We start from the raw sequence: 20,841 nt of genomic DNA, 5'->3' as shown, positions 1-20,841 counted from the left end.
TATTGAAACCTAATATGGCAGGTCAAAAAATACACACATCACTTCTTCCTCTTTCCTGCTCATCAGGTATAATCCGCCATCTTTTTTTGCATCAGTGACCAGCGACCCCCTATGACTGTCAACCGTTTTGACCCCAGCTCAGACAGCCTGACGCCTGCAACCACGCAGGCTCAGCCATTGGACAACCAACCTGTCCAACAAGCGACTTCCAGCATTATTAGGTCTCATCCCCCAAGGATTGGTTTTGTGAGCTTGGGATGCCCCAAAAACCTGGTCGATTCCGAACGCATCCTGACCCAGCTGCGTACCGAAGGGTACGACGTGGTGCCCAGCTATGACGATGCGGAGCTGGTGGTGGTCAACACCTGCGGCTTCATCGACAGCGCGGTGCAGGAGTCCCTGGAAGCCATCGGCGAGGCCCTGGCCGAGAACGGCAAGGTGATCGTCACCGGCTGCCTGGGTGCCAAAGAGAACCAGATCCGCGAGATCCACCCCAAGGTGCTCGAGATCACCGGTCCCCACGCCTATGAAGAGGTGCTGGGCCACGTCCACAAATACGTGGAAAAACCCACCCACAACCCCTTCACCAGCCTGGTGCCGGCCCAGGGTGTCAAGCTGACCCCGCGCCACTACGCCTATCTCAAGATTTCCGAAGGCTGCAACCACCGCTGCACCTTCTGCATCATCCCCTCCATGCGCGGGGATCTGGTGAGCCGCCCCATCGGCGAAGTACTGGCCGAGGCCAAGCGCCTGAAAGAGGCTGGCGTGAAGGAGATCCTGGTGATCTCCCAAGACACCTCCGCCTACGGCGTGGACGTCAAGCACCGCACCGGTTTCTACGACGGCATGCCGGTCAAGACCAGCATGGTGGCCCTGTGCGAAGAGCTGGCCAAGCTCGGTATGTGGGTGCGCCTGCACTACGTCTACCCGTACCCGCACGTGGATGACGTCATCCCCCTGATGCGCGACGGCAAGATCCTCCCCTACCTCGACATCCCGCTGCAGCACGCCAGCCCGCGCATCCTCAAATTGATGAAGCGCCCCGGCTCCGTCGAGCGCACCCTGGAGCGCATCCAGAAGTGGCGCGAGATCTGCCCCGAGATCACCCTGCGCTCCACCTTCATCGTCGGCTTCCCCGGCGAGACCGAAGAAGAGTTCCAGATGCTGCTGGACTTCATCGACAAGGCGGAGCTGGACAGGGTTGGCTGCTTCAAATACAGCCCGGTCGAGGGTGCCAAGGCCAACGAGCTGCCGGATCCCGTGCCGGCCGAGGTGCAGGAAGAACGCTTCCAGCGCTTCATGGAGCTGCAACAGCAGGTCTCCATCCGCAAGCTGGCCCGTAAAGTGGGCAAAGAGATGCTGGTGCTGATCGACGAGGTGGACGAAGAGGGCGCCACCGGCCGCTCCGCCGCCGATGCCCCCGAGATCGACGGCCTGGTCTACCTGAACGGTGAAACCGGCCTCAAGCCCGGCGACATGGTCAAGGTCCGCATCGACGAAGCGGACGAGTACGACCTCTGGGCCAGCCTGGTGGAATAATCACGCCACTCCCCCTCAAAGCCAGTCGGTCTCACCGACTGGCTTTTTTAATGTCCGCCGCCCCTCAGGCTCTTGCATGCCCCCTGTCATCCCCTGTCCCGCCCCTCATCACCGATCTCCCTCCCCTCCCTCTTTTCGCACGCGCCCGTGAACCAGCGCACACTTCTCTCCTGCCACATGAGCCGCTTGTTTCCTGCGCAAAAATAAGCCGTGTCAACGGGGAAAAAACGAGCACGATCCAGCTCACATTATCGTTGTCACAGGGAGTGGCAAGGAGACTTTTTACTTTGTGAGAATTAATGCAACTGTATAATTTAAAAGGATTAAAAATACATTTTGACGATAATGACGTGCGCCGTGCAATTTTTACGATATCGACGAAATGAAGAGTTGTTGTTTTCCTGTTAATTCTGCTTTTCTAAGGGCGTTGGACGACACAACTACAAGGGTGCAAAACCTGACCAACAGCGAGGGCCGGTATCCAAGCATGCGATGTCGGTGCTCCATTCCAAAACCATGGAAGACCAATAAGAAAGGAAAAAATATGCTTGCCAAAGTATCCAAAATCGCAACCTCAGTCATGCTGGGAACTCTGCTTGCCGGTGCCACCGGCACAGCCATGGCCGCCGACAACAAGACGGTGCTGACCCTGGTTGCCCAGCAGGAAACCGCATGGGTCAAGAACTTCAACCCCTTCCTGCAAGCGGGTCTGCTCCACACCACCCGTCACTTCATCTATGAGCCGCTGGTGATCTTCAACGATATGCAGGGTGGCAAACCCGTCTATCGTCTGGCTACCCACTACGCCTTCAGCGATGATCTGAAATCCGTCACCTTCGACCTGCGCGAAGGGGTCAAGTGGTCCGATGGTGAAGCCTTCACCGCCGACGACATCCTCTTCTCCTTCAACCTGGTCAAGGCCAACAAGGCGCTGGACGAGCGCTCCATCTGGACTCAGATCAAGGGTGTCGAGAAGCTGGGTGACCACAAGGTCAAATTCGACCTGGCCGAGGTCAACACCAACGTGGTGAACGACCTGGTGCTGGTGCCCATCGTACCGGAGCACCAGTGGAAGTCGGTGAAAGACCCGGTGGCCTTCACCAACGACAAGCCGGTCGGGACCGGTCCCTTCACCGAAGTGGACAACTTCTCCGCCCAGCTCTACACCCAGTGCCGCAACCCGCACTACTGGGACAACGCCAGCCTCTCCATCGACTGCCTGCGCATGCCGCAGATGGCCACCAACGACCAGGTACTGGCCGCCGTGATGAAGGGTGACGTGGACTGGTTCGGCTCCTTCGTGCCGGACATCGAGCGTCTCTACGTCGGCAACGATCCCAAGAACAACAAGTACTGGTTCCCCGCCTCCGGCACAGTGGCGTTCAACGTCAACTTCCAGAGCAAGAACCCGGGCAACCACGAAGCCTTCAATGACATCAACTTCCGCCGCGCCTTCTCCATGGCCATGGACCGCCAGTCCATGGTGGACATTGCGGGCTACGGCTACCCCACCGTCAACGAGTACCCGTCAGGGCTTGGCAAGGCATTCGCCTCCTGGGACAACCCGAACGTCGAGAAGAAGTACGGCAAGTACAACAAGTTCGACCTGGAAGGGGCCAAGGCCCTGCTGAAACAGGCGGGCTACAAGGACTGTGACGGCGACAAGTTCCTCGACACCCCGAGCTGCAAGAAGATCGAGTTCAAGGTGCTGGTACCGAACGGCTGGACCGACTGGGTCAACACCGTCCAGATCGGGGTCGAAGGCCTGCAGGCCCTGGGCCTGAACGCCAAGACCGCCACCCCGGAAGCCACCGTCTGGACCGAGTCCCTGATCACCGGTGACTTCGACGTCGCCCTGCAGGGTTACTTTGCCGGTGCCAACCCGCACAAGTACTTCGAGACCGCCTTCCACTCCCGCAACATGGGTGAGCGCGGCAACCGCTTCGCGGCGCCCCGCTACAAGGATCCCGAGCTCGACAAGCTGATCGACGACTTCACCCAGACCGCCGATGCGGCCAAGCAGAAGGAGATCATGTTCGCCATCCAGGAGCGTGTCGGGGCCAACCAGACCATCATCCCGGTGTTCAACAACCCGACCTGGTACGAATACAGCACCAAGCGCTTCAATGGCTGGTTCAGTGCCGACAACCCGGTCGCCAAGCCGCAGGTTCACCCGGACACTCCGGAGCGTCTGCTGCACGTGCTGTCACTCAAGCCAAACAGCTAATCACCCCGGCCCCCTGCGGGGGGCCCTCTTCCCCGCCATGTCTTCCATCCCCCGCACCTGCCGGGGTTGGGGGAGCTTTGCCCGGCGCGGGGCAGGCTTGCAGTAAAAGGTATCACCATGGGATTTATACTTAGACGCTTCTCCTTCTATCTGGTCGCCTTCCTGGTGGCCGCCACCATCAACTTCCTGCTACCCAGAGCCATGCCGGGGGACCCCGTCTCCGTCATGTTTGCCCGGGCCGGCGCCATGATGGAACCCGCCGCGCTGGAAGCCCTCAAAGCCACCTTCGGTTTCGTGGACGGCCCCATCGGCACCCAGTTTCTCACCTATGTGAAGAGCGTCTTCACCTGGGATCTCGGCACCTCGGTGCGCTACTACCCCCAACCGGTTGCCGACGTCCTCGGCCGCGCCATCGGCTGGACCCTGTTCCTGGTGGGCACCTCCACCATTCTGAGCTTCTCCATCGGCTCCATCGTCGGCATCTTCGCCGCCTGGTACCGGGGCGGACGCATGGACAGCATCCTCTCCCCGCTCACCCTGGTGATGCAGGCCATCCCCCCCGTGGTGGTCTCCCTGCTCGCCCTCTTCCTGTTCGGGGTCAGCCTCGGCTGGCTGCCCATCGGCTACGCCTACAGCCCCGAGATCCCCGCCGATTTTGGCTGGGAACACATCAAGAGCATCCTGCTGCACGCCATCATGCCGGTGGGCACCCTGGCCGCGGTGCAGGTAGGGGGCTTTCTCATCACCATGCGCAACAACATGATCAACCTCCTGGGCGAGGACTACATCACCATGGCCAAGGCCAAGGGGCTCTCCAGCAACCGGGTGATCTTCAACTACGGCGCCCGCAACGCCGTGCTGCCCAGCGTCACCGCCCTCTCCATGGCGCTCGGTTTTGTCATCGGCGGATCCCTCATCACCGAGGTGATCTTCAACTACCCCGGTCTGGGACTGACCCTCTATCAGGGCATCCTGGCCCGTGACTACCCCCTTATCCAGGGGCAACTGCTCATCATGACCATCACCATGCTCAGCTTCAATTTCCTGGCGGACGTGCTCTACGTCTTCCTGGATCCCCGTCTGCGTACAGGAGGCAAATAAGATGCGTATGCCGACTATCTTGAAAATCCTGCTGGGCAACAAGAAGGCCGCCTTCGGCCTCGCCATCGTGGTCACCTTCGTGCTGATGGCCCTGTTCGCCCCGCTGCTCGCCAGCAACGAACCCACCAAGCGGGTCGCCCGCCCCCACCAGCCCCCCAGCGTGGAGCTGGTGATGGGATCGAACCGCATGGGCCACGATCTCTGGGCCCAGTTCACCAACGGCGCCCGCATCTCCCTGATGGTGGGCTTCGGGGCAGGCCTGCTGGTGTGCGCCCTGGCCATCACGGTGGGCATCACCGCCGGCTACTTCGGCGGCGTGGTGGACGAGTGCCTCACCTTCCTGATGAACGTGGTGCTGGTGATCCCGAACCTCCCCCTGTTGCTGGTGCTGGCGAGCTTCATCGGAGAGGCCTCCCCCATGGTGATCGCCCTCATCATAGGGTTGACCTCCTGGGCCTATGGTGCCCGGGTCATCCGCGCCCAGACCCTGGCCCTGCGGGAGAAGGAGTTCGTCATCGCCGCCGAGGTGCTGGGTGAACCGGCCTGGCGCATCATCCTGGTAGAGATATTGCCGAACCTCATCTCCATCATCGGGGTGAGCTTCATCGGGTCCATCATCTACGCCATCGTCACCGAGGCGACCCTGGAGTTCCTGGGCCTTGGCGACCCCACCGTCGTGAGCTGGGGCATCATGCTCTACAACGCCCAGACCTCGAGCGCCATCCTGGTGGGCGCCTGGTGGGAGATCCTGGCCCCCTGCTTCGCCATCGCCACCCTGGGGGCGGGTCTGGCCATGCTCAACTTCGCCATCGACGAAATCGCCAACCCGCAGCTTCGTTCCCACAAGGGCCTGCGCCGCTGGAAGCAGCTTGCCACTCCCATCACTGCTCAGGAGAAGACAGCATGAAGCCGCAACAACCCCTGCTGTCGGTGCGCCAGCTCTGCGTCGACTACATCACCGAGAGCGGCGACGTGCGCGCCGTCAATTCGGTCAGTTTTGACATCATGCCGGGTGAGGTGTTCGGCCTCGCCGGCGAGTCCGGCTGCGGCAAGTCCACGGTCGCCTTCTCGGTGGCGCGCCTGCACAAGCCGCCCGCCTACATCAGCGGCGGCGAGATCCTGTTCAAGGGAGAGAACATCCTCGGCTTCGATGACGAGCGGCTGCGCAGCTACCGCTGGCGCCAGGCGAGCGTGGTGTTCCAGTCCGCCATGAATGCGCTCAACCCCGTGCTGCGCATGGAGGAGCAGTTCTGCGACGTGCTGCTGGCCCACAACCCTGGGCTGACCCGCTATGAAGCGATCAAGCGCGCCCAGGAGCTGCTCGCCATCGTCGACATCCACCCGAGCCGGCTCAAGGACTACCCGCACCAGTTCTCCGGCGGCATGCGCCAGCGGCTGGTGATCGCCATCGCCATGGCACTCAACCCCGAGCTGCTGATCATGGACGAGCCCACCACGGCGCTCGATGTGGTGGTGCAGCGGGAGATTTTGCAGAAGGTCTATGCACTGAAAGAGAAGTTCAACTTCTCCATCCTCTTCATCACTCACGACCTCTCCTTGATGGTCGAGTTCTGCGATCGCATCGGCATCATGTACGCGGGGGAACTGGTGGAGGTGGCGCCGGCCAAGGCGATCCTGACCGCACCGCTGCACCCCTATACCAAGGGCCTTGGCAACTCCTTCCCGCCCCTGCACGGCCCCAAGACCGTGCTGGAAGGGATCCCGGGCAGCCCGCTCAACCTGCTGGAGGTGCCGGTGGGCTGCCGCTTCCAGGCACGCTGCGCCAAGGTGCACGAGCGCTGCCGCCAGGAATACACCCGGCTGGCCGAGATCCGGCCCGGCCAACAGGCTGCCTGCCATCTTCATGAGGCGGCAGAGGAACAACAGGATCTTCCGATCCATCTGGACAAGGCCGCTGGCTGTTAAGGATGTCTGTCATGCAAATCGCCCAAACCGACGCGCCCATCATCGAGGTCCAGCACCTCTACAAGGACTTCGCCGTCAACTCCAACGCCATCAAGAGCGGCAAGATGCGGGCGCTGTCCGACATCACCTTCAACCTGCACCGGGGCCGCGCCCTGGCAGTGGTGGGGGAATCCGGCTCCGGCAAGAGCACCATCGCCAAGATCATCGCCAAGATGTACAAGCTCTCCAACGGCCGCATCCTCTATCGCGGCCGGGATCTGGAGGAGTTCAACAAGGGCACCGCCCTGCTGGACTACCGCCAGAGCGTGCAGATGGTGTGGCAGGATCCGTTCGGTTCGTTGAATCCGACTCACACCATCTACCACCACATCGCCCGCCCCCTGCTGCTGCACAGCAAGGTGAGTGACAAGCGGGATCTGCCCGACATGGTCTATGGCCTCCTTGAAAAGGTGGGGCTGCCCCCCGCCAAGGCGACCGCGGCCAAGTACCCGCACCAGCTCTCCGGCGGCCAGCGCCAGCGGGTCAACATCGCCCGCAACCTGGCGGTGGAGGCGGAAGTGGTGCTGGCGGACGAGCCCACCTCCATGCTCGACGTCTCCATTCGCATCGGCATCCTCAACCTGATGGAGCAGATGAAGAACGAGCTCGGCGTCTCCATGCTCTATATCACCCACGACATCGCCACCGCCCGCTACGTGGCGGAAGATCTGGCGGTGATGTACGTGGGTCACATGGTGGAGTGGGGAGAGGTGGACGAGATCCTGCACCACCCCCAGCACCCCTACACCCAGTTGCTCATCTCGGCGGTGCCGGATCCCGAGAAGAGCATCCACGCCGAGCTGGAGGGAGGCCGCAAGGGGGAGATCCCGCTCTGGACCCCGGAATCCCGTGGCTGCCCCTTTGCCGGGCGCTGCCATCAGGCCATGCCCCGCTGCAAGGAGAGCCTGCCCCCGGTGACCCGGCTCGCCGACAACCACTTCGTGCGCTGCTACCTCCACGAACAGGGGTAAGCAGGCCCGCGGCCGGGCACCGTCGCCCGGCCATGCCTCGCGTCGGGGCCGCAAGGCCCCGCAATGAGCCTCGCCCGCCAGGGGCGAGCCTTCGGAGTAAGACCTTGATGGAACTTTTGATCAACCAGGTGGGTTACGAATGTGACGGGGAGAAGAGCGCCCTGCTGCAGTGCGGCGCCGACCTCGATATCCGCGGCCACGTCAGGTTGCTGCGCCAGGAGGACGACCACCTCCTGTTGGAGACGCCGCTGGTGGCGGCGGGGAGCGTCCCCGGCTGGCAGGGGCGCCACTACTGGCGGGCCGATTTCACCGCCTTCACCGAGCCCGGCCACTACCGGCTGGAGGCCGTCGTGACCACGGGAGCGCAGGAGCGCCTGGTGCGCTCCACCCCCTTTGCCATCGGCCGGGGGCTGCTGGCGCGCCGCTGCCTCTCCGATGTCATCCACTACTTCAAGGGACAACGCGCCAGCGGCACCTTCGACCGGGCCGACCGCAGGGCACGCCTGTTTGGCACCGATCAGCGCCGGGACGTACATGGCGGCTGGTTCGACGCCAGCGGCGACATGAGCAAGTACCTGAGCCATCTATCCTACGCCAACTACCTCAATCCCCAGCAGACCCCCATGGTGGTCTGGTCCCTGCTCAAGTGCCGGGAACTCCTGGCGACACGTAGTGACATCGACGGGGTGAACCTGTGCAAACGGCTCAATGACGAGGGGTTGCACGGGGCGGATTTTCTCTGCCGGATGCAGGACGAGAGCGGCTTTTTCTACATGACCCTGTTCGACAAGTGGAGCAAGGATCCCGAGCAGCGGGAGCTGTGCGCCTATGCGACCCAGCAGGGGATCAAGTCCGCCCGCTGGCAGGCGGGTTTTCGCCAGGGGGGTGGCATGGCCATCGCCGCCCTGGCCCGCGCCGCCCGGGAACCGAGTGGCGGCGACCTTGACACAAGCCAGTACGCCGAAGCGGCCAGCCGCGGCTACCTGCACCTGCGCGAGCACAACCTCGCCTACCTGGACGACGGGGTCGAGAACATCATCGACGACTACTGCGCCCTGCTGGCGGCGGTCGAGCTCACCAGAACGCTGGGCGCCGAGTGGCTCGCCGAGGCGCGGGATCGGGCCGGCCGGCTGTGCGCCCGCCAGCGCGCCCACCCCGATCTCGGCCACCATTGGGCCGCCAACAACGATGGCTCTCGCCCCTACTACCACGCCGCCGAGGCCGGCCTGCCGGTGCTGGCGCTGCTGGAGTATCTCGCCATCGAGCCGGATCCGGCGCGCCAGTGGGCGGCCCGGACCGTCGCCGAGCAGGCCCTGGCCGCCGAGCTGGCCCTCGTGGCCCGGGCAGGCAATCCCTTCGCTCTCGCCCGCCAGTATGTGAAAGGGGTCGATGAAGCGCCCCGGGTGAGCTTTTTCATGCCCCACCACAACGAATCCGGTTACTGGTGGCAAGGGGAGAACGCCCGGCTGGCATCGCTCGCCACCATGGCGTTTGCTGCCGCACAGCACCTGCCCGGGCAGAGCGCACTGCTGAGCACCTTCGGCCAGCAGCAGCTCGACTGGATCCTGGGGAGAAACCCCTTCAACACCTGCATGCTGGCGGGTCACGGCATCAACAATCCCGCCTATACCGCCGGTTATCCCAATGCGCAGGGGGGGATCTGCAACGGCATCACCGCCGGCTTCGATGACGAAAATGACGTGGCCTTTATTCCAGAGGCGTACAAGGATCGGCTGGATCAGAACTGGCGCTGGGGGGAGCAATGGATCCCGCACGCCGCCTGGTTCGCCCTGGCCATCACCTGGCAGAGCGCACAAGGAGGCCACCATGATTGAGAGCGGTTCACACATCACTGGCATCGGGGAGAGCCCTGGATCCTCCATACCGCCAGCCAAGTTTACCCTGGCCGTCACCTGGCAAAGCGCGCAGGGAGGCCCCCATGATTGAGTTCTGGGTCGGGGTGGACGGCGGCGGCACCCACACCCGGGCCCGCATTCGCAACAACGCAGGCAAGCTGCTCGGCGAGGGGCGCGCCGCCGGCTCCAATCTGGAGCTGGGCATCGCCCTCGCCCACGGCCATGTGCTGGCTGCCATCGATCAGGCCCGCATCGACGCGGGTCTGCCCAGGGAGAGCGAACAGCGGATGGGAGTCGGGCTCGCACTCGCCTCCGCCGAGCTCGCCGACTGCTACCACGCCATGCTGACCATGCCCTTCCCGTTTGCGCGGGTGAAGCTCACCTCCGATGCCTTTGGTGCCTGCCTCGGCGCCTTCGACGGCCAGGAGGGGGCCATCCTGATCGCGGGCACCGGCTCGGCGGGGCTCATCTACCGGGAGGGACGTCTTCGCACCTGCTCGGGTCGCGGCTTCCCCGTCTCGGATCTCGGCAGCGGCGCCTGGCTGGGGCTGCGCGCCATCCAGCAGTCCCTGCTCTGCCACGACGGCATCCTGCCCCCCAGCACCCTGGCGGTGCGCCTGATGGATCACTTCAAACGGGATCAGGCCGAGGTGGTGCGCTGGGCTGCGCGCGCCATTCCGGCCGACTATGGCCGCTTCGCCCCCTGGGTATTCGATGCCGCGAGCGACGGAGACGAGCTCGCCACCGCCCTGCTGGATGAGACCTGTGCCCAGCTCGGCATGCTGCTGGAGGGCATGACCCAGCTCGGGGCAGACCGGATCGCCCTGCTGGGCGGCATCGGCACGCGCCTCGCCCCCCGTCTGGGCCACTTCCATCTGGTCGCCCCCAAGCGCGACGCGCTGGAGGGGGCCATCCTGTTTGCCAGGACGGAGGCGCTGCCATGTCTGCATCCCTGAGCCTGGTCGGGCCGACAACACCTGCGGGACAGGTTCCCGTTTCCTTCACCCCATCAGAGGAATTCCCATGTCCGCACCCCTGATCCACACCCGGGTCGATCACCGTGACGGTGACGATGTCTGGTTTCGCTTCACCCTGAGCCAACTCCCGGACACCCCCTGGAAACTCCACTTCTGCCTCGCCCGCCAGATCGATCCCCACTCGATCGAAGGGGGCGCCCTGGAGCGCCAGAGCGGCTGTTACAAGGTCATGGTGCCCCACGAGGGGGTGAGCGAGCTGCGCTTCTGCTGTCGCAACACCCCGCTCAAGCATGACTCCGATATGCCCAAGGGTTTCTTCCTGAGCCTGGAGAGCAAGGGACAGCTGCAACCCCTGGTGCTGGAGGGGGAAGACCTTGGCCTGACCAACCCGCCCTCCCCGGGCCCCGACCTGCCACAGGTGGAGGCCGTCAACGGCCTCGTGCCCCAGCCCGCCCACCTGATTTATACAGAAGGCAACTTCCGGCTGGCCGAGCGGGCCCACGTCGACGGCCCCATTCCCCTCGCCTCCCTGCTCGTCCATTTCAACGAGCTGACAGGCCTGGCCCTGACCCAGGATCACGATGCGGAGATCCACCTCGTCGAGGCGACACTTCCCCCCGAGGGGTATGAGCTCACCATCACCCCTGAGGAGATCGTCATCCGGGCCGCCGGCGAGGCGGGCTGGCGCCACGGGCTGGTGAGCCTGGCCCAGTGGGCGCTGCAACACGGAGAGAGCTTGCCCTGCCTGACGGTGCGGGATACACCGCGCTTCGGTTTTCGCGGCATCTTCCTCGACTGTGCCCGCCACTTCCACTCCATCGCCACCCTCAAGCGCCTGCTCAAGCAGATGAGCCTCTACAAGTTCAACCGCTTCCACTGGCACCTCACCGATGACGAGGGGTGGCGCCTTGAGATCAAGGCCTTCCCCCAGCTGACCGCCGTGGGAGCCTGGCGCGGGCATGGCCTGGCGGTGGGGCCTCAGCTGAGCGGCGGCCCCGATCCCTACGGCGGCTACTACACCCAGAGCGAGGTGCGCGAGCTGGTCGCCTACGCCGCCGGGCTTGGCATCACCATCATTCCGGAAATAGACATCCCGGGGCACTGTCACGCCGCCATCAAGGCGCTGCCCGAGCTGCTGGTGGAAGAGGCAGACCGCTCCCGCTACCTCTCGGTGCAATATTTCGACGACAACGTGCTCAACCCGGCCCTGCCCGGCACCTACCGGTTCTTGGACGCCGTGATGGACGAGGTGTGCGATCTCTTCCCCGGGGGTCAGGTGCACATGGGGGGGGACGAAGTGCCCACCGGCGTCTGGACCGACAGTCCCGCCTGCCAGCAGCTGATGGCCGAGCAAGGGTATCAGGATTGCCGCGAGCTGCAGGGCCACCTGCTGCGCCACTGCCAGCAATACCTGGCTGGCAAGGGCAAGCAGATGCTGGGGTGGGAGGAGATACTGCACGGTGACAAGGTGAGCCGGGAGGCCACCGTCTTCGCCTGGACCAGCTTCCAGGCCGGCCTGGATGCCGCCGCATCCGGTTACCCAGTGGTGATGGCGCCTGCCCAGCACCTCTATCTGGATCTCGCCTGGAGTCAGGACATCCACGAGCCGGGACTCTACTGGGCGGGTACCCTCAACCTGGCGCAGGTGCATGCATGCGATCCTGCCCCGGCCGATTTCCATGCCAACGATAACATCCTGGGGGTGCTGAGCCCCTTGTGGTCGGAACTGATCACCTCTCGCGATCGTCTCGACTACATGTTGTTCCCGCGCATGCTGGCCACGGCAGAGGTGGCCTGGAGCACTCCCGCCCGCAAGGTGTGGGAGCACTTCGTCGCCCGTCTGCCCGGCCAGCTGCACATCCTCGACCAGTTGCAAGTGCGTTACCGGGTGCCACAGAGGTAGTGTTATCTTTTTCTTTTCGGCGACCTTTTGGTCGCCGTTTTTTTACCCATCAACAACAAAAACCCAACCTAGCCCCTACTTTTCATCTGCCTTTGTTGGCAAAATAAGGCCCCCGATGAAACCAGACAGGGGATGCATCTCCCTGCGGTTCCGCCACAATAACAATCAGCAAACAGATCGGAGCTTACCCTTATGGCCCGCAAACACGCCCAGGTCGTGGACAGTGAAGTGGAATTTCCCGCCGACGTGCAACTCGTCTCCACCACGGATCTGCGCGGCGTCATTACCTACGCCAACCCCGCCTTCTGCCGCATCGCCGGTTACCAGGTCGATGAACTGGTCGGCCACAACCACAACCTGGTTCGCCACCCCGACATGCCCAAGGCCGCCTTCGCCGATCTCTGGGATCGCCTCAAGGAGGGCAACCCCTGGCGGGGAGTGGTGAAAAACCGCTGCAAGGATGGCCGCTATTACTGGGTCGACGCCTACGTCACCCCCATCTACGAGCACGGCAAGATAAGCGGCTACCAGTCGGTGCGCTGCAAGCCCGACCCCCAGCTCAAGCAGGCTGCCGCCCAGGCCTATCGGGCCCTGCTTTCGGCCGAGCAACGGGGCACCCCGGCCCGCCCCTCGCTGCGCCGTTTCAGGCCGCTGATGCTCGGCCTGCCGCTGCTGGCGCTGCTGGTCTGGGCCGCCCTCACCCAGGGCCCCCTCACCGCGCTGCTGATGCTGCTCCCCCCCCTCGCCATCGCGGGCGCCTACTGGCGCGAGCTCATCGCCCTGCCCCGCTATCTCAGGCAGCTCGGTCAGCAATATGACAGCCTGACCCGGCTGGTCTATTCGGGGGATGCCCCGGGGGCCATCGCCGATTTTCACCTGAAGATGCTGCAAGCCCGGATCCGCACCGTGCTGGGGCGGGTCGACGATGCCACCCATCCGCTTCAGGCCCTGGCAACCGATCTGCAGGACTCCTCACACCGCGCCTTCCTCGACATCAACGAGCAGGATGCCCAGACCCAGCAGATGGCGGCCGCCATGACCCAGATGGCCAGCACCGCACACGAGATTGCCCGCAACATCCAGGACACCAACGGCCAGGTGACCGAGGCACGCATCAGTTGCCAGAGCACGGTGGAACAGCTGGACCAGACCCAGCAGCAGATGACCAGGCTGGCCAGCCAGGCGGAGCAGGCCTTCCACTCCGCGGTGGAGCTCGCCAGCGAGTCGGAGCGCATTGGCAGCGTGATGGGTGAAATCCAGGGCATCGCCGAGCAGACCAACCTGCTGGCCCTCAACGCCGCCATCGAGGCCGCCCGTGCCGGCGAGCAGGGGCGCGGCTTTGCGGTGGTGGCGGACGAGGTGCGCACCCTGTCGACCCGTACCCACAAGGCGACCGAGCAGATCCAGGGCAGCATCAGCCAGATCCAGCACACCCTGGAGCGCTGGCAGGGCATGATGCAGGACAACCTGGCCCAGACCCGGGAATGCGTCGAGATGACCCGCAAGGGATCAGGCAACCTGCACCTGGTGCTGGGTGAAATCGATCAGGTGACCGAATTCTCCACCCAGATCGCCGCCGCCGCGGAGCAGCAGCAGGTGGTGGTGGAGGAGATCAGCCGCAACATCCACCAGATCTCCGAATACTCCCGCGCCAACAGCCAGAAGATCCAGGCGGTGGACGACTCCAGCCAGGAGCTGCTCAGGCGGGCCCGCGAGCTCAGGGGACTGAGCCAGACCTTCGGCTGACAGATTGCAAGCCCCATGACAGAAGCGCCACAATGGCGCTTCTGCTGTTTTTGACGAGCCATCATCATGAGAACGAACGCGCCCCCCCTGGACAAGACGGCCCGCATCGAGGCGATCCTCGCCCTGATCCCCCCCGGCCGCGTGGTGAGCTACGGCCAGGTGGCGGATCTCGCGGGCCTGCCCGGACGAGCACGACTGGTGGGCAAGGTGTTGCGGGAAACCGACAAGGTGCTGCCCTGGCATCGGGTGCTGGGGGCGGCAGGCACCATTTCGCTGCCAAAAGGATCCGCAGGCTTTGACAAGCAAGCGGGGCTGCTGCAGGAGGAGGGGGTGCCCGTGATTGGCGGGCGGGTCAGAATGCGGGAGTGGCAGTGGCAGCCCGACCTGGCCGAGCTGCTCTTTCTGGTTCCCTTCTGACGAGGCTGGCACGTCCCGAAGGGATGGGCGTTCTTGCAACAAAGGGAGGGCCTCTGTGGTCGCCCTCCGTCACATTCTCTTCTCTAGTCGCCGGCAATGGGTCCCAGAATGTCATCGCTGCGCACCTGTACCGGGATGGTCTCATCCTCCCGTTGCAAGAGCACCAGCAGACTCTGTCTGTCCACCTCCAGCACATAGGCCGTCCCTTCACGGGTCAGGCAGGTCATGCCCGGCCGTATTTCATGTATCTCCATGACAACTCCCTGTCTTGCGCTGCCATCCATGCAGCCATTCCAGTATATCGCCATCCACCAACAAAGAAGCCCCTCGCAAGGGGCCTCTTTCATCATGCTGTGAGCGGCGTCGCCATCAGGCTTTCTTCGCCTTGGGCAGGCTCTCCTGCCATTTTCCGTTGTCGTAATGGGCTGTCCAGCCGGTCGCCTTGCCGTTGACCTCGGTCATCACGTACTGCTCCTTGGTCTTGCGGCTGAAGCGCACCACGGAGGCGTTTCCGTCAGGATCTGACGCCGGGGCGTCCGCCAGGTACTGGTGCTTGGGGGAGAGGCGATCGCGGAAGCGCTTGAGCTCCTCCACCAGGGGCGCACGGGTCTCGCGGGATTTGGGGAAGTTGCTGGCGGCCAGGAAGAGGCCGGCGGCGCCGTCACGCAGCACGAAGTGGGCGTCGGACTGGGTGCATTTCAGCTCGGGCAGGGGTACCGGATCCTCTTTCGGCGGCGCAATGTCGCCATTTTTCAGGATCTTGCGGGTGTTCTTGCAGCTCTCGTTGGTGCAACCCATGTATTTGCCGAAACGGCCGTTCTTGAGCTGCATCTCCGAGCCGCAGCGATCGCACTCGATGCTCGGCCCTTCGTAGCCCTTGAGCTTGAACTGCCCCTGCTCCACCTCGTAGCCATCGCAATCCGGGTTGCGACCGCAGACGTGCAGCTTGCGGCTGTCGTCGATGATGTAGGCGTCCATGGCGGTGCCGCAGATCCCGCAGCGATGCTTGGCACGCAGGGCATCGGTTTCCGCCTCGTCCCCGTCGGTGGCGGAGACGAACTCGTCCGCACTGACCAGGTTGATGGTCTTCTTGCAGCGCTCCTTGGGCGGCAGGGCATAGCCGGAGCAGCCGAGGAAGACGCCGGTGGTGGCGGTACGGATACCCATCTTGCGGCCACAATCCGGGCAGTCGATGTCGGTCAGCACCATCTGGTTGGCACGCATGCCTCCCTCTTCATGGGGCTTGTCGGCCTGCTCCAGCGCCTGGGTGAACTCCGCGTAGAAGGCGTCGAGCACCTTCTTCCACTCCAGGCTCCCCTCGGCAATGCCGTCGAGCTTGTCTTCCATCTTGGCGGTGAACTCGTAGTTCATCAGCTCGACGAAGTTTTCCACCAGGCGGTCGGTGACGATCTCCCCCATCTTCTCGGCGAAGAAGCGGCGGCTCTCGACCCGCACATACCCACGGTCGACGATGGTGGAGATGATGGAGGCGTAAGTGGACGGACGGCCGATGCCGCGCTTTTCCAGCTCGCGTACCAGGGCCGCTTCGGTGAAGCGGGCGGGCGGCTTGGTGAAGTGCTGGCGCGGATCCAGCTTGACCAGTTTCAGCACCTCGCCGACGGTCACCGCCGGCAGCTGGCTGTCTTCACCCTTGCGGCCCATGGGCGGCAGGGCCTTGGTCCAGCCGGCGAAGCGCAGGGTGCGACCGCGCGCCTTGAGCTCGAACTCCCCTGCCTTGACGGTCAGGGTGGAGGAGTCGTACTGGGCCGGGGTCATCTGGCAGGCGACAAATTGGCGCCAGATGAGGTCATAGAGCCGCATGGCATCGGGCTCCATCCCTTCCAGCATCTCGGCAGTCACCTGGACGCTGGAGGGGCGGATCGCCTCGTGGGCCTCCTGGGCATTGGCCTTGGCGCCGTAGAGGTTCGGATCGCTCGGCAGGTAGGCTGCGCCATACTGCTCGCCGATGTATTCCCGCACCGCGTCCACCGCCTCTTTGCTGAGGTTGGTGGAGTCGGTACGCATATAGGTGATGTAACCCGCTTCATAGAGACGCTGGGCCATCATCATGGTCTTCTTGACCCCGAAGCTCAGACGGGTAGAAGCCGCCTGCTGCAGGGTGGAGGTGATGAAGGGAGCGGACGGCTTGGAGCCGGTCGGCTTGTCTTCACGGTTGACCACCTTGTAGTCGACCCCTTCCAGGGCCGCCACGGCGGCGAAGGTCTCGGCCTGGGTCACCGGCTTGAAGTCGGCTCCGTTGCGGCTGACCACCTCCATGCGCAGCTCGCTCTTCTCGGCGGTGAGCAGGTCGGCGTTGAGATCCCAGAACTCCACCGGCACGAACGCCTTGATCTCCCGCTCCTTGTCGACGATGAGGCGCACCGCGACGGATTGCACCCGACCGGCGGAGAGGCCGCGGGCCAGCTTCTTCCACAAGAGCGGGGAGACCATGTAGCCCACCACCCTGTCGAGGAAACGACGGGCCTGCTGGGCATTGACGCGATGAATGTTCAGCTCGGACGGCTGGGCGAACGCCTCCTGGATGGCGCTCTTGGTGATCTCGTTGAACACCACGCGCTTGTAGCGGCTGTCGTCGCCACCGATGATCTCGCGCAGGTGCCAGGCGATCGCTTCCCCCTCTCTATCCAAGTCGGTTGCGAGATAGATGGTGTCAGCCTTGGCGGCCAGACTTTGCAACTCGCTGACCACTTTTTCCTTGCCGGGCAAAATCTGGTAGTTGGCCTGCCAGCCTGCGGTCGGGTTGATGCCCATCCTTGAGAACAGGGCGTTGCGATCCTTGGCCGCCTTCTCGGATTCGCTGAGCTTGATGCCGCGAATGACAGGTTTTTTGGGCTCGGTGCTGGCGCTGCCGCTGGTCGGCAGATCGCGCACGTGGCCTACGCTGGATTTCACCACGTAGTCCTTGCCCAAATATTTGTTGATGGTCTTGGCCTTGGCCGGAGACTCCACGATGACCAGTGATTTGCCCATGCTGTAACTATTATCCTCATTGCACCCGACGGGGTTGGCGTGCGGTTTTGTGGGGCTGTATAAGAGATTTGACGGGAAAAAGCAATCTTGCGGGTCAATTTGCCCGACAGCCCGAACCGCCCTGCTTCTTTATTTATTAATGCGAAGCCGGGGCGCGGGAAGCAACCGCTTTTTTGTTTTTATGCTATATCCCCCCCTTTTTTAGATTGGAAATGACATATCCAGCCACCCTTGTGACATAAAAACCCATTCTGGTTATCAGCTTGTTACAAAGGATGAAATCTCTTTATAATGGCCGCACACCGCAGCTTTGTGCGCGGAAGGAACCGCTCCCCATATAAAAATCGAAAGGATGTGATCATGAAGCACTTCGAGGTCAACTTCGACGGCCTGGTCGGCCCCACCCACAACTATGCCGGCCTCTCCTATGGCAACGTCGCCTCCCAGAGCAACGCCAAAGAGGCCTCCAACCCCAAGGAAGCGGCCAAGCAGGGGCTGCGCAAGATGAAGGCGCTGACCGACCTCGGCATGGTGCAGGGCGTGCTGGCGCCACAGGAGAGACCGGATCTCGCGACCCTGCGCCGCCTGGGCTTCACCGGCAACGATGCCAGCGTCCTGACCCAGGCGGCCAGACAGGCCCCCGCCGTGCTGGCCGCCTGCTATTCGGCCTCCAGCATGTGGACTGCCAACGCCGCCACCGTCTCGCCGAGCGCCGACACCCAGGATGGCCGCATTCACTTCACCCCCGCCAACCTGACCAACAAGTTCCACCGCTCCCTGGAGCCCGAGGTGACCGGGCGCATCCTGCGGGCCGTGTTCAACAACGATCGCCACTTCTATCACCACCAACATCTGCCGGAGAACGACCACTTCGGTGACGAAGGCGCCGCCAACCACACCCGGCTGTGCCGCGCCTATGGCGAAGCGGGGGTCGAGCTGTTCGTCTACGGCCGCAGCGCCTTCGACGTCTCCCAGCCCGCCCCCAAACGCTATCCGGCCCGCCAGACCCTGGAAGCGAGCCAGGCCATCGCCCGCCTGCATGGCCTTGGGGATGAGAGTGCGGTCTTCATCCAGCAGAACCCGGACGTGATCGATCAGGGGGTGTTCCACAACGACGTCATCGCGGTGGGCAACCAGAACGTGCTCTTCTTCCACCAGCAGGCGTTCCTCCATACCGAGGCGGCGCTGGCCGAGGTGCGTACCAAGTTCGGCGACGGTGAGCTGCACTTCATCGAAGTGCCGACCAGCGAAGTGTCGGTGCAGGATGCGGTGAAATCCTACCTGTTCAACACCCAGATCCTCACCCTGCCATCCGGCGAGATGGCGATCATCGCCCCCACCGAATGCCGCGACAACCCGGCGGTGTCCGCCTATCTGGCCAGGCTGGTGACCCTGGGCACCCCCATCAAGGACGTCCACTACATGGACGTGAAGCAGAGCATGAGAAACGGCGGCGGCCCCGCCTGTCTGCGCCTGCGGGTTGCCATGAACGACACCGAGCTCGCCGCGGTCAACCCGGCCTGCCTCATCACCGACAACCAGTTTGCCCGCCTGGATCAGTGGGTCGAGAAGCACTATCGCGACAGCCTGGCGCTGGACGATCTGCGCGACCCCTCCCTGGTGCTGGAGACCCGCACCGCCCTGGACGAGCTGACCCAGATCCTGAAACTGGGTTCCGTCTACCCCTTCCAGCGCTGAGGTGCGCCATTGGCCTGCAGAGCCGACGCAATAAAAAAAGAGAGCCGGGCAATGCCCGGCTCTCTTTTTAGTCCTTTGCACTGAGCTATAAAACCTGTTCATGAGCTGTAGCGAGAGATCGTCAGCAAGGTGAAGAGCAGCGCAGGAACCGGAGTGTGTAGATACACATGAGGATTCCGAGCAGCACATGAGCCTTGATCACGACCTCGCAGTAAGCTCGAAACAGGTTCTCAGCGCCAGGGGCTCTGCTGCCACAGGCGGCCGAGGGCCCCCTCCAGCCCCAGTGCCGCCTGCTTGCCAAGCTTCTGGGTCAGGCTCCTGGGTTTGCTGTAGCGGATGCCGACCACCTTGTGATGGCTGGCCTGGGCCAGCAGGTAGTCATCGCTGGTGCAAAGCGCATCCACCAGTCCGAGCTGCTTGGCCTGGCTCGCCAGCCAATGCTCGCCGGTGGTCACCTTATCGATGTCGAGACCGGGTCTGTGCTCGGCCACGAAGGCCTTGAACTGTTCGTGGATGGCCCCCAGCTCCTCGCGAAACTTCTCCCGCCCCAGATCGTCGTTCTCGCCGAACATGGTGATGGTGCGCTTGTACTGGCCTGCGGTGTGCATCTCGAATTCGATGTCGTGCTTCTTGAGCAGCTTGTTGAAGTTCGGCATCTGGGCAATCACCCCGATGGAGCCGACGATGGCGAACGGCGCCGCCAGGATCTTGTCCGCGACGCAGGCCATCATGTAGCCACCGCTCGCCGCCACCTTGTCGATGGCCACGGTCAGCGTGATGTCCTTGTCCCGCAGCCGCTGCAACTGGGAGGCGGCCAGGCCGTAGCCATGCACCACGCCGCCGCCGGATTCGAGGCGCAGCAGCACCTCGTCCCCGGGCCGGGCCACGCCTATCACGGCACTCACCTCTTCCCGCAGGGAGGCCACTTCCTTGGCATCCATGCTGCCGTTGAAGTCGATGACGAACAGCCGGCTGCGCTCATCCTCTCCCTTGGCTTTGGCCTTGTGCTCGGCCTTGCGGGTCTTCTCCATCTGCTTGCGCTCGGCCTTGCCCGCCAGGGCTGCCTGCAGTTGATGGCGCCCCTGCTCCAGCTCGCCGGAGAGATCGGTCACCACCAGCTCCCCCTTGCGGGATTTGGGCTGGCGGCTGCTCGCCACCATCAGGATGACGGCGCCGATGGCCAGCAGGAAGGTGAGGGTCTTGGCCAGAAACAGGCCGTATTCGGTCAAAAATGCCACTTGATGCTCCGCGCTATGTCCGGTTTTTTCACATAGTAAGGAGTTTGCCCCCCTCGCGCAAAAACTCTGCCATCTCCCGTGCCAAGGACGGAGGGATCGACGCTATCGCCCTGTTTTATTCACATTTTTGCCGTCTCATACTGGTCAACTGCCGGGCCGGGTCAGTACACTTGCCCACTCGATTCGTTGCGCCAAGCCGCCAGGCATTGTTA

At 63.5% G+C, this 20,841-nt stretch carries 15 protein-coding genes; 12 read left to right on the top strand and 3 right to left on the bottom strand.

All coding sequences use genetic code 11. The features are described 5' to 3' along the window. Window positions 1-111: 111 nt before the first annotated feature. The 11 genes from rimO (at window position 112) to C2U37_RS14280 (ending at window position 14,702) form a co-directional block, all read left to right on the top strand. The gene (rimO, locus tag C2U37_RS14330; protein WP_233768393.1) at window positions 112-1,539 is read left to right on the top strand and encodes a 30S ribosomal protein S12 methylthiotransferase RimO; all 1,428 of its coding nucleotides are present in this window, start codon (window positions 112-114) and stop codon (window positions 1,537-1,539) included. A 544-nt stretch (window positions 1,540-2,083) separates the two neighbouring features. Continuing rightward, on the top strand, window positions 2,084-3,766 hold the full coding sequence (locus C2U37_RS14325) for an ABC transporter substrate-binding protein (protein WP_104452516.1): 1,683 nt from the start codon (window positions 2,084-2,086) through the stop codon (window positions 3,764-3,766). Between the two features lie 117 nt (window positions 3,767-3,883). Further along, a complete protein-coding gene (locus tag C2U37_RS14320; RefSeq protein ID WP_010673905.1) occupies window positions 3,884-4,867 on the top strand; it encodes an ABC transporter permease in 984 nt (327 codons plus the stop codon). 1 nt (window position 4,868) lies between these two features. Further along, window positions 4,869-5,774 carry an ABC transporter permease gene (locus C2U37_RS14315; RefSeq protein WP_010673904.1) on the top strand — a complete coding sequence of 302 codons (906 nt, stop codon included), beginning with the start codon at window positions 4,869-4,871 and terminating at the stop codon, window positions 5,772-5,774. Continuing rightward, window positions 5,771-6,793 (top strand): ABC transporter ATP-binding protein, encoded by a 1,023-nt coding sequence (locus C2U37_RS14310; protein ID WP_104452515.1) that lies wholly within the window; start codon window positions 5,771-5,773, stop codon window positions 6,791-6,793. Before C2U37_RS14315 ends, C2U37_RS14310 begins: the two co-directional genes overlap by 4 nt. A gap of 11 nt (window positions 6,794-6,804) precedes the next feature. Further along, window positions 6,805-7,803: an ABC transporter ATP-binding protein gene (locus C2U37_RS14305; RefSeq protein ID WP_104452514.1), complete on the top strand. Its 999-nt coding sequence runs from the start codon at window positions 6,805-6,807 to the stop codon at window positions 7,801-7,803. Window positions 7,804-7,910: 107 nt separating this feature from the next. Next, window positions 7,911-9,638, top strand: coding sequence for a glycoside hydrolase family 9 protein (locus tag C2U37_RS14300; RefSeq protein WP_104452513.1), 1,728 nt, complete (start codon window positions 7,911-7,913; stop codon window positions 9,636-9,638). Between the two features lie 104 nt (window positions 9,639-9,742). Then, window positions 9,743-10,615 (top strand): BadF/BadG/BcrA/BcrD ATPase family protein, encoded by an 873-nt coding sequence (locus C2U37_RS14295; protein ID WP_039040527.1) that lies wholly within the window; start codon window positions 9,743-9,745, stop codon window positions 10,613-10,615. 67 nt (window positions 10,616-10,682) lie between these two features. Beyond that, window positions 10,683-12,539 carry a beta-N-acetylhexosaminidase gene (locus C2U37_RS14290; protein ID WP_104452512.1) on the top strand — a complete coding sequence of 619 codons (1,857 nt, stop codon included), beginning with the start codon at window positions 10,683-10,685 and terminating at the stop codon, window positions 12,537-12,539. Between the two features lie 192 nt (window positions 12,540-12,731). Continuing rightward, a complete protein-coding gene (locus tag C2U37_RS14285) occupies window positions 12,732-14,285 on the top strand; it encodes a methyl-accepting chemotaxis protein (protein WP_104452511.1) in 1,554 nt (517 codons plus the stop codon). 66 nt (window positions 14,286-14,351) lie between these two features. After that, complete coding sequence (locus C2U37_RS14280) at window positions 14,352-14,702, top strand: MGMT family protein (protein ID WP_039040524.1); 351 nt, start codon at window positions 14,352-14,354, stop codon at window positions 14,700-14,702. Between the two features lie 83 nt (window positions 14,703-14,785). Here C2U37_RS14280 and C2U37_RS24875 read toward each other — a convergent pair whose 3' ends face one another. Together C2U37_RS24875 and topA are read right to left on the bottom strand one after the other, a co-directional pair. Next, window positions 14,786-14,956 (bottom strand): hypothetical protein, encoded by a 171-nt coding sequence (locus C2U37_RS24875; RefSeq protein WP_164882955.1) that lies wholly within the window; start codon window positions 14,954-14,956, stop codon window positions 14,786-14,788. 115 nt (window positions 14,957-15,071) lie between these two features. Next, window positions 15,072-17,693 carry a type I DNA topoisomerase gene (gene topA / locus C2U37_RS14275; protein ID WP_104452510.1) on the bottom strand — a complete coding sequence of 874 codons (2,622 nt, stop codon included), beginning with the start codon at window positions 17,691-17,693 and terminating at the stop codon, window positions 15,072-15,074. A 360-nt stretch (window positions 17,694-18,053) separates the two neighbouring features. On the opposite strand from topA, the gene astB reads away from it, so the two are divergent. Beyond that, on the top strand, window positions 18,054-19,391 hold the full coding sequence (gene astB / locus C2U37_RS14270) for an N-succinylarginine dihydrolase (protein ID WP_104452509.1): 1,338 nt from the start codon (window positions 18,054-18,056) through the stop codon (window positions 19,389-19,391). 230 nt (window positions 19,392-19,621) lie between these two features. Here the strand turns inward: astB and sohB are convergent, their stop codons facing one another. Further along, the gene (gene sohB, locus C2U37_RS14265; protein WP_042880316.1) at window positions 19,622-20,629 is read right to left on the bottom strand and encodes a protease SohB; all 1,008 of its coding nucleotides are present in this window, start codon (window positions 20,627-20,629) and stop codon (window positions 19,622-19,624) included. Window positions 20,630-20,841 lie beyond the last annotated feature (212 nt).

It is taken from the genome of Aeromonas sp. ASNIH1 (assembly GCF_002934285.1).
GTDB lineage: Bacteria > Pseudomonadota > Gammaproteobacteria > Enterobacterales > Aeromonadaceae > Aeromonas > Aeromonas caviae.
Note: the sequence above shows the minus strand (reverse complement) of the source record. Positions and strands in the feature narration are given on the sequence as shown.

Excerpts from the sequence above, each read along its gene's own strand:
- rimO (WP_233768393.1), top strand. The coding sequence starts at position 112 with ATGACTGTCAACCGTTTTGACCCCAGCTCAGACAGCCTGACGCCTGCA.
- C2U37_RS14325 (WP_104452516.1), top strand. The coding sequence starts at position 2,084 with ATGCTTGCCAAAGTATCCAAAATCGCAACCTCAGTCATGCTGGGAACT.
- C2U37_RS14320 (WP_010673905.1), top strand. The coding sequence starts at position 3,884 with ATGGGATTTATACTTAGACGCTTCTCCTTCTATCTGGTCGCCTTCCTG.
- C2U37_RS14315 (WP_010673904.1), top strand. The coding sequence starts at position 4,869 with ATGCGTATGCCGACTATCTTGAAAATCCTGCTGGGCAACAAGAAGGCC.
- C2U37_RS14310 (WP_104452515.1), top strand. The coding sequence starts at position 5,771 with ATGAAGCCGCAACAACCCCTGCTGTCGGTGCGCCAGCTCTGCGTCGAC.
- C2U37_RS14305 (WP_104452514.1), top strand. The coding sequence starts at position 6,805 with ATGCAAATCGCCCAAACCGACGCGCCCATCATCGAGGTCCAGCACCTC.
- C2U37_RS14300 (WP_104452513.1), top strand. The coding sequence starts at position 7,911 with ATGGAACTTTTGATCAACCAGGTGGGTTACGAATGTGACGGGGAGAAG.
- C2U37_RS14295 (WP_039040527.1), top strand. The coding sequence starts at position 9,743 with ATGATTGAGTTCTGGGTCGGGGTGGACGGCGGCGGCACCCACACCCGG.
- C2U37_RS14290 (WP_104452512.1), top strand. The coding sequence starts at position 10,683 with ATGTCCGCACCCCTGATCCACACCCGGGTCGATCACCGTGACGGTGAC.
- C2U37_RS14285 (WP_104452511.1), top strand. The coding sequence starts at position 12,732 with ATGGCCCGCAAACACGCCCAGGTCGTGGACAGTGAAGTGGAATTTCCC.
- C2U37_RS14280 (WP_039040524.1), top strand. The coding sequence starts at position 14,352 with ATGAGAACGAACGCGCCCCCCCTGGACAAGACGGCCCGCATCGAGGCG.
- C2U37_RS24875 (WP_164882955.1), bottom strand. The coding sequence starts at position 14,956 with ATGGAGATACATGAAATACGGCCGGGCATGACCTGCCTGACCCGTGAA.
- topA (WP_104452510.1), bottom strand. The coding sequence starts at position 17,693 with ATGGGCAAATCACTGGTCATCGTGGAGTCTCCGGCCAAGGCCAAGACC.
- astB (WP_104452509.1), top strand. The coding sequence starts at position 18,054 with ATGAAGCACTTCGAGGTCAACTTCGACGGCCTGGTCGGCCCCACCCAC.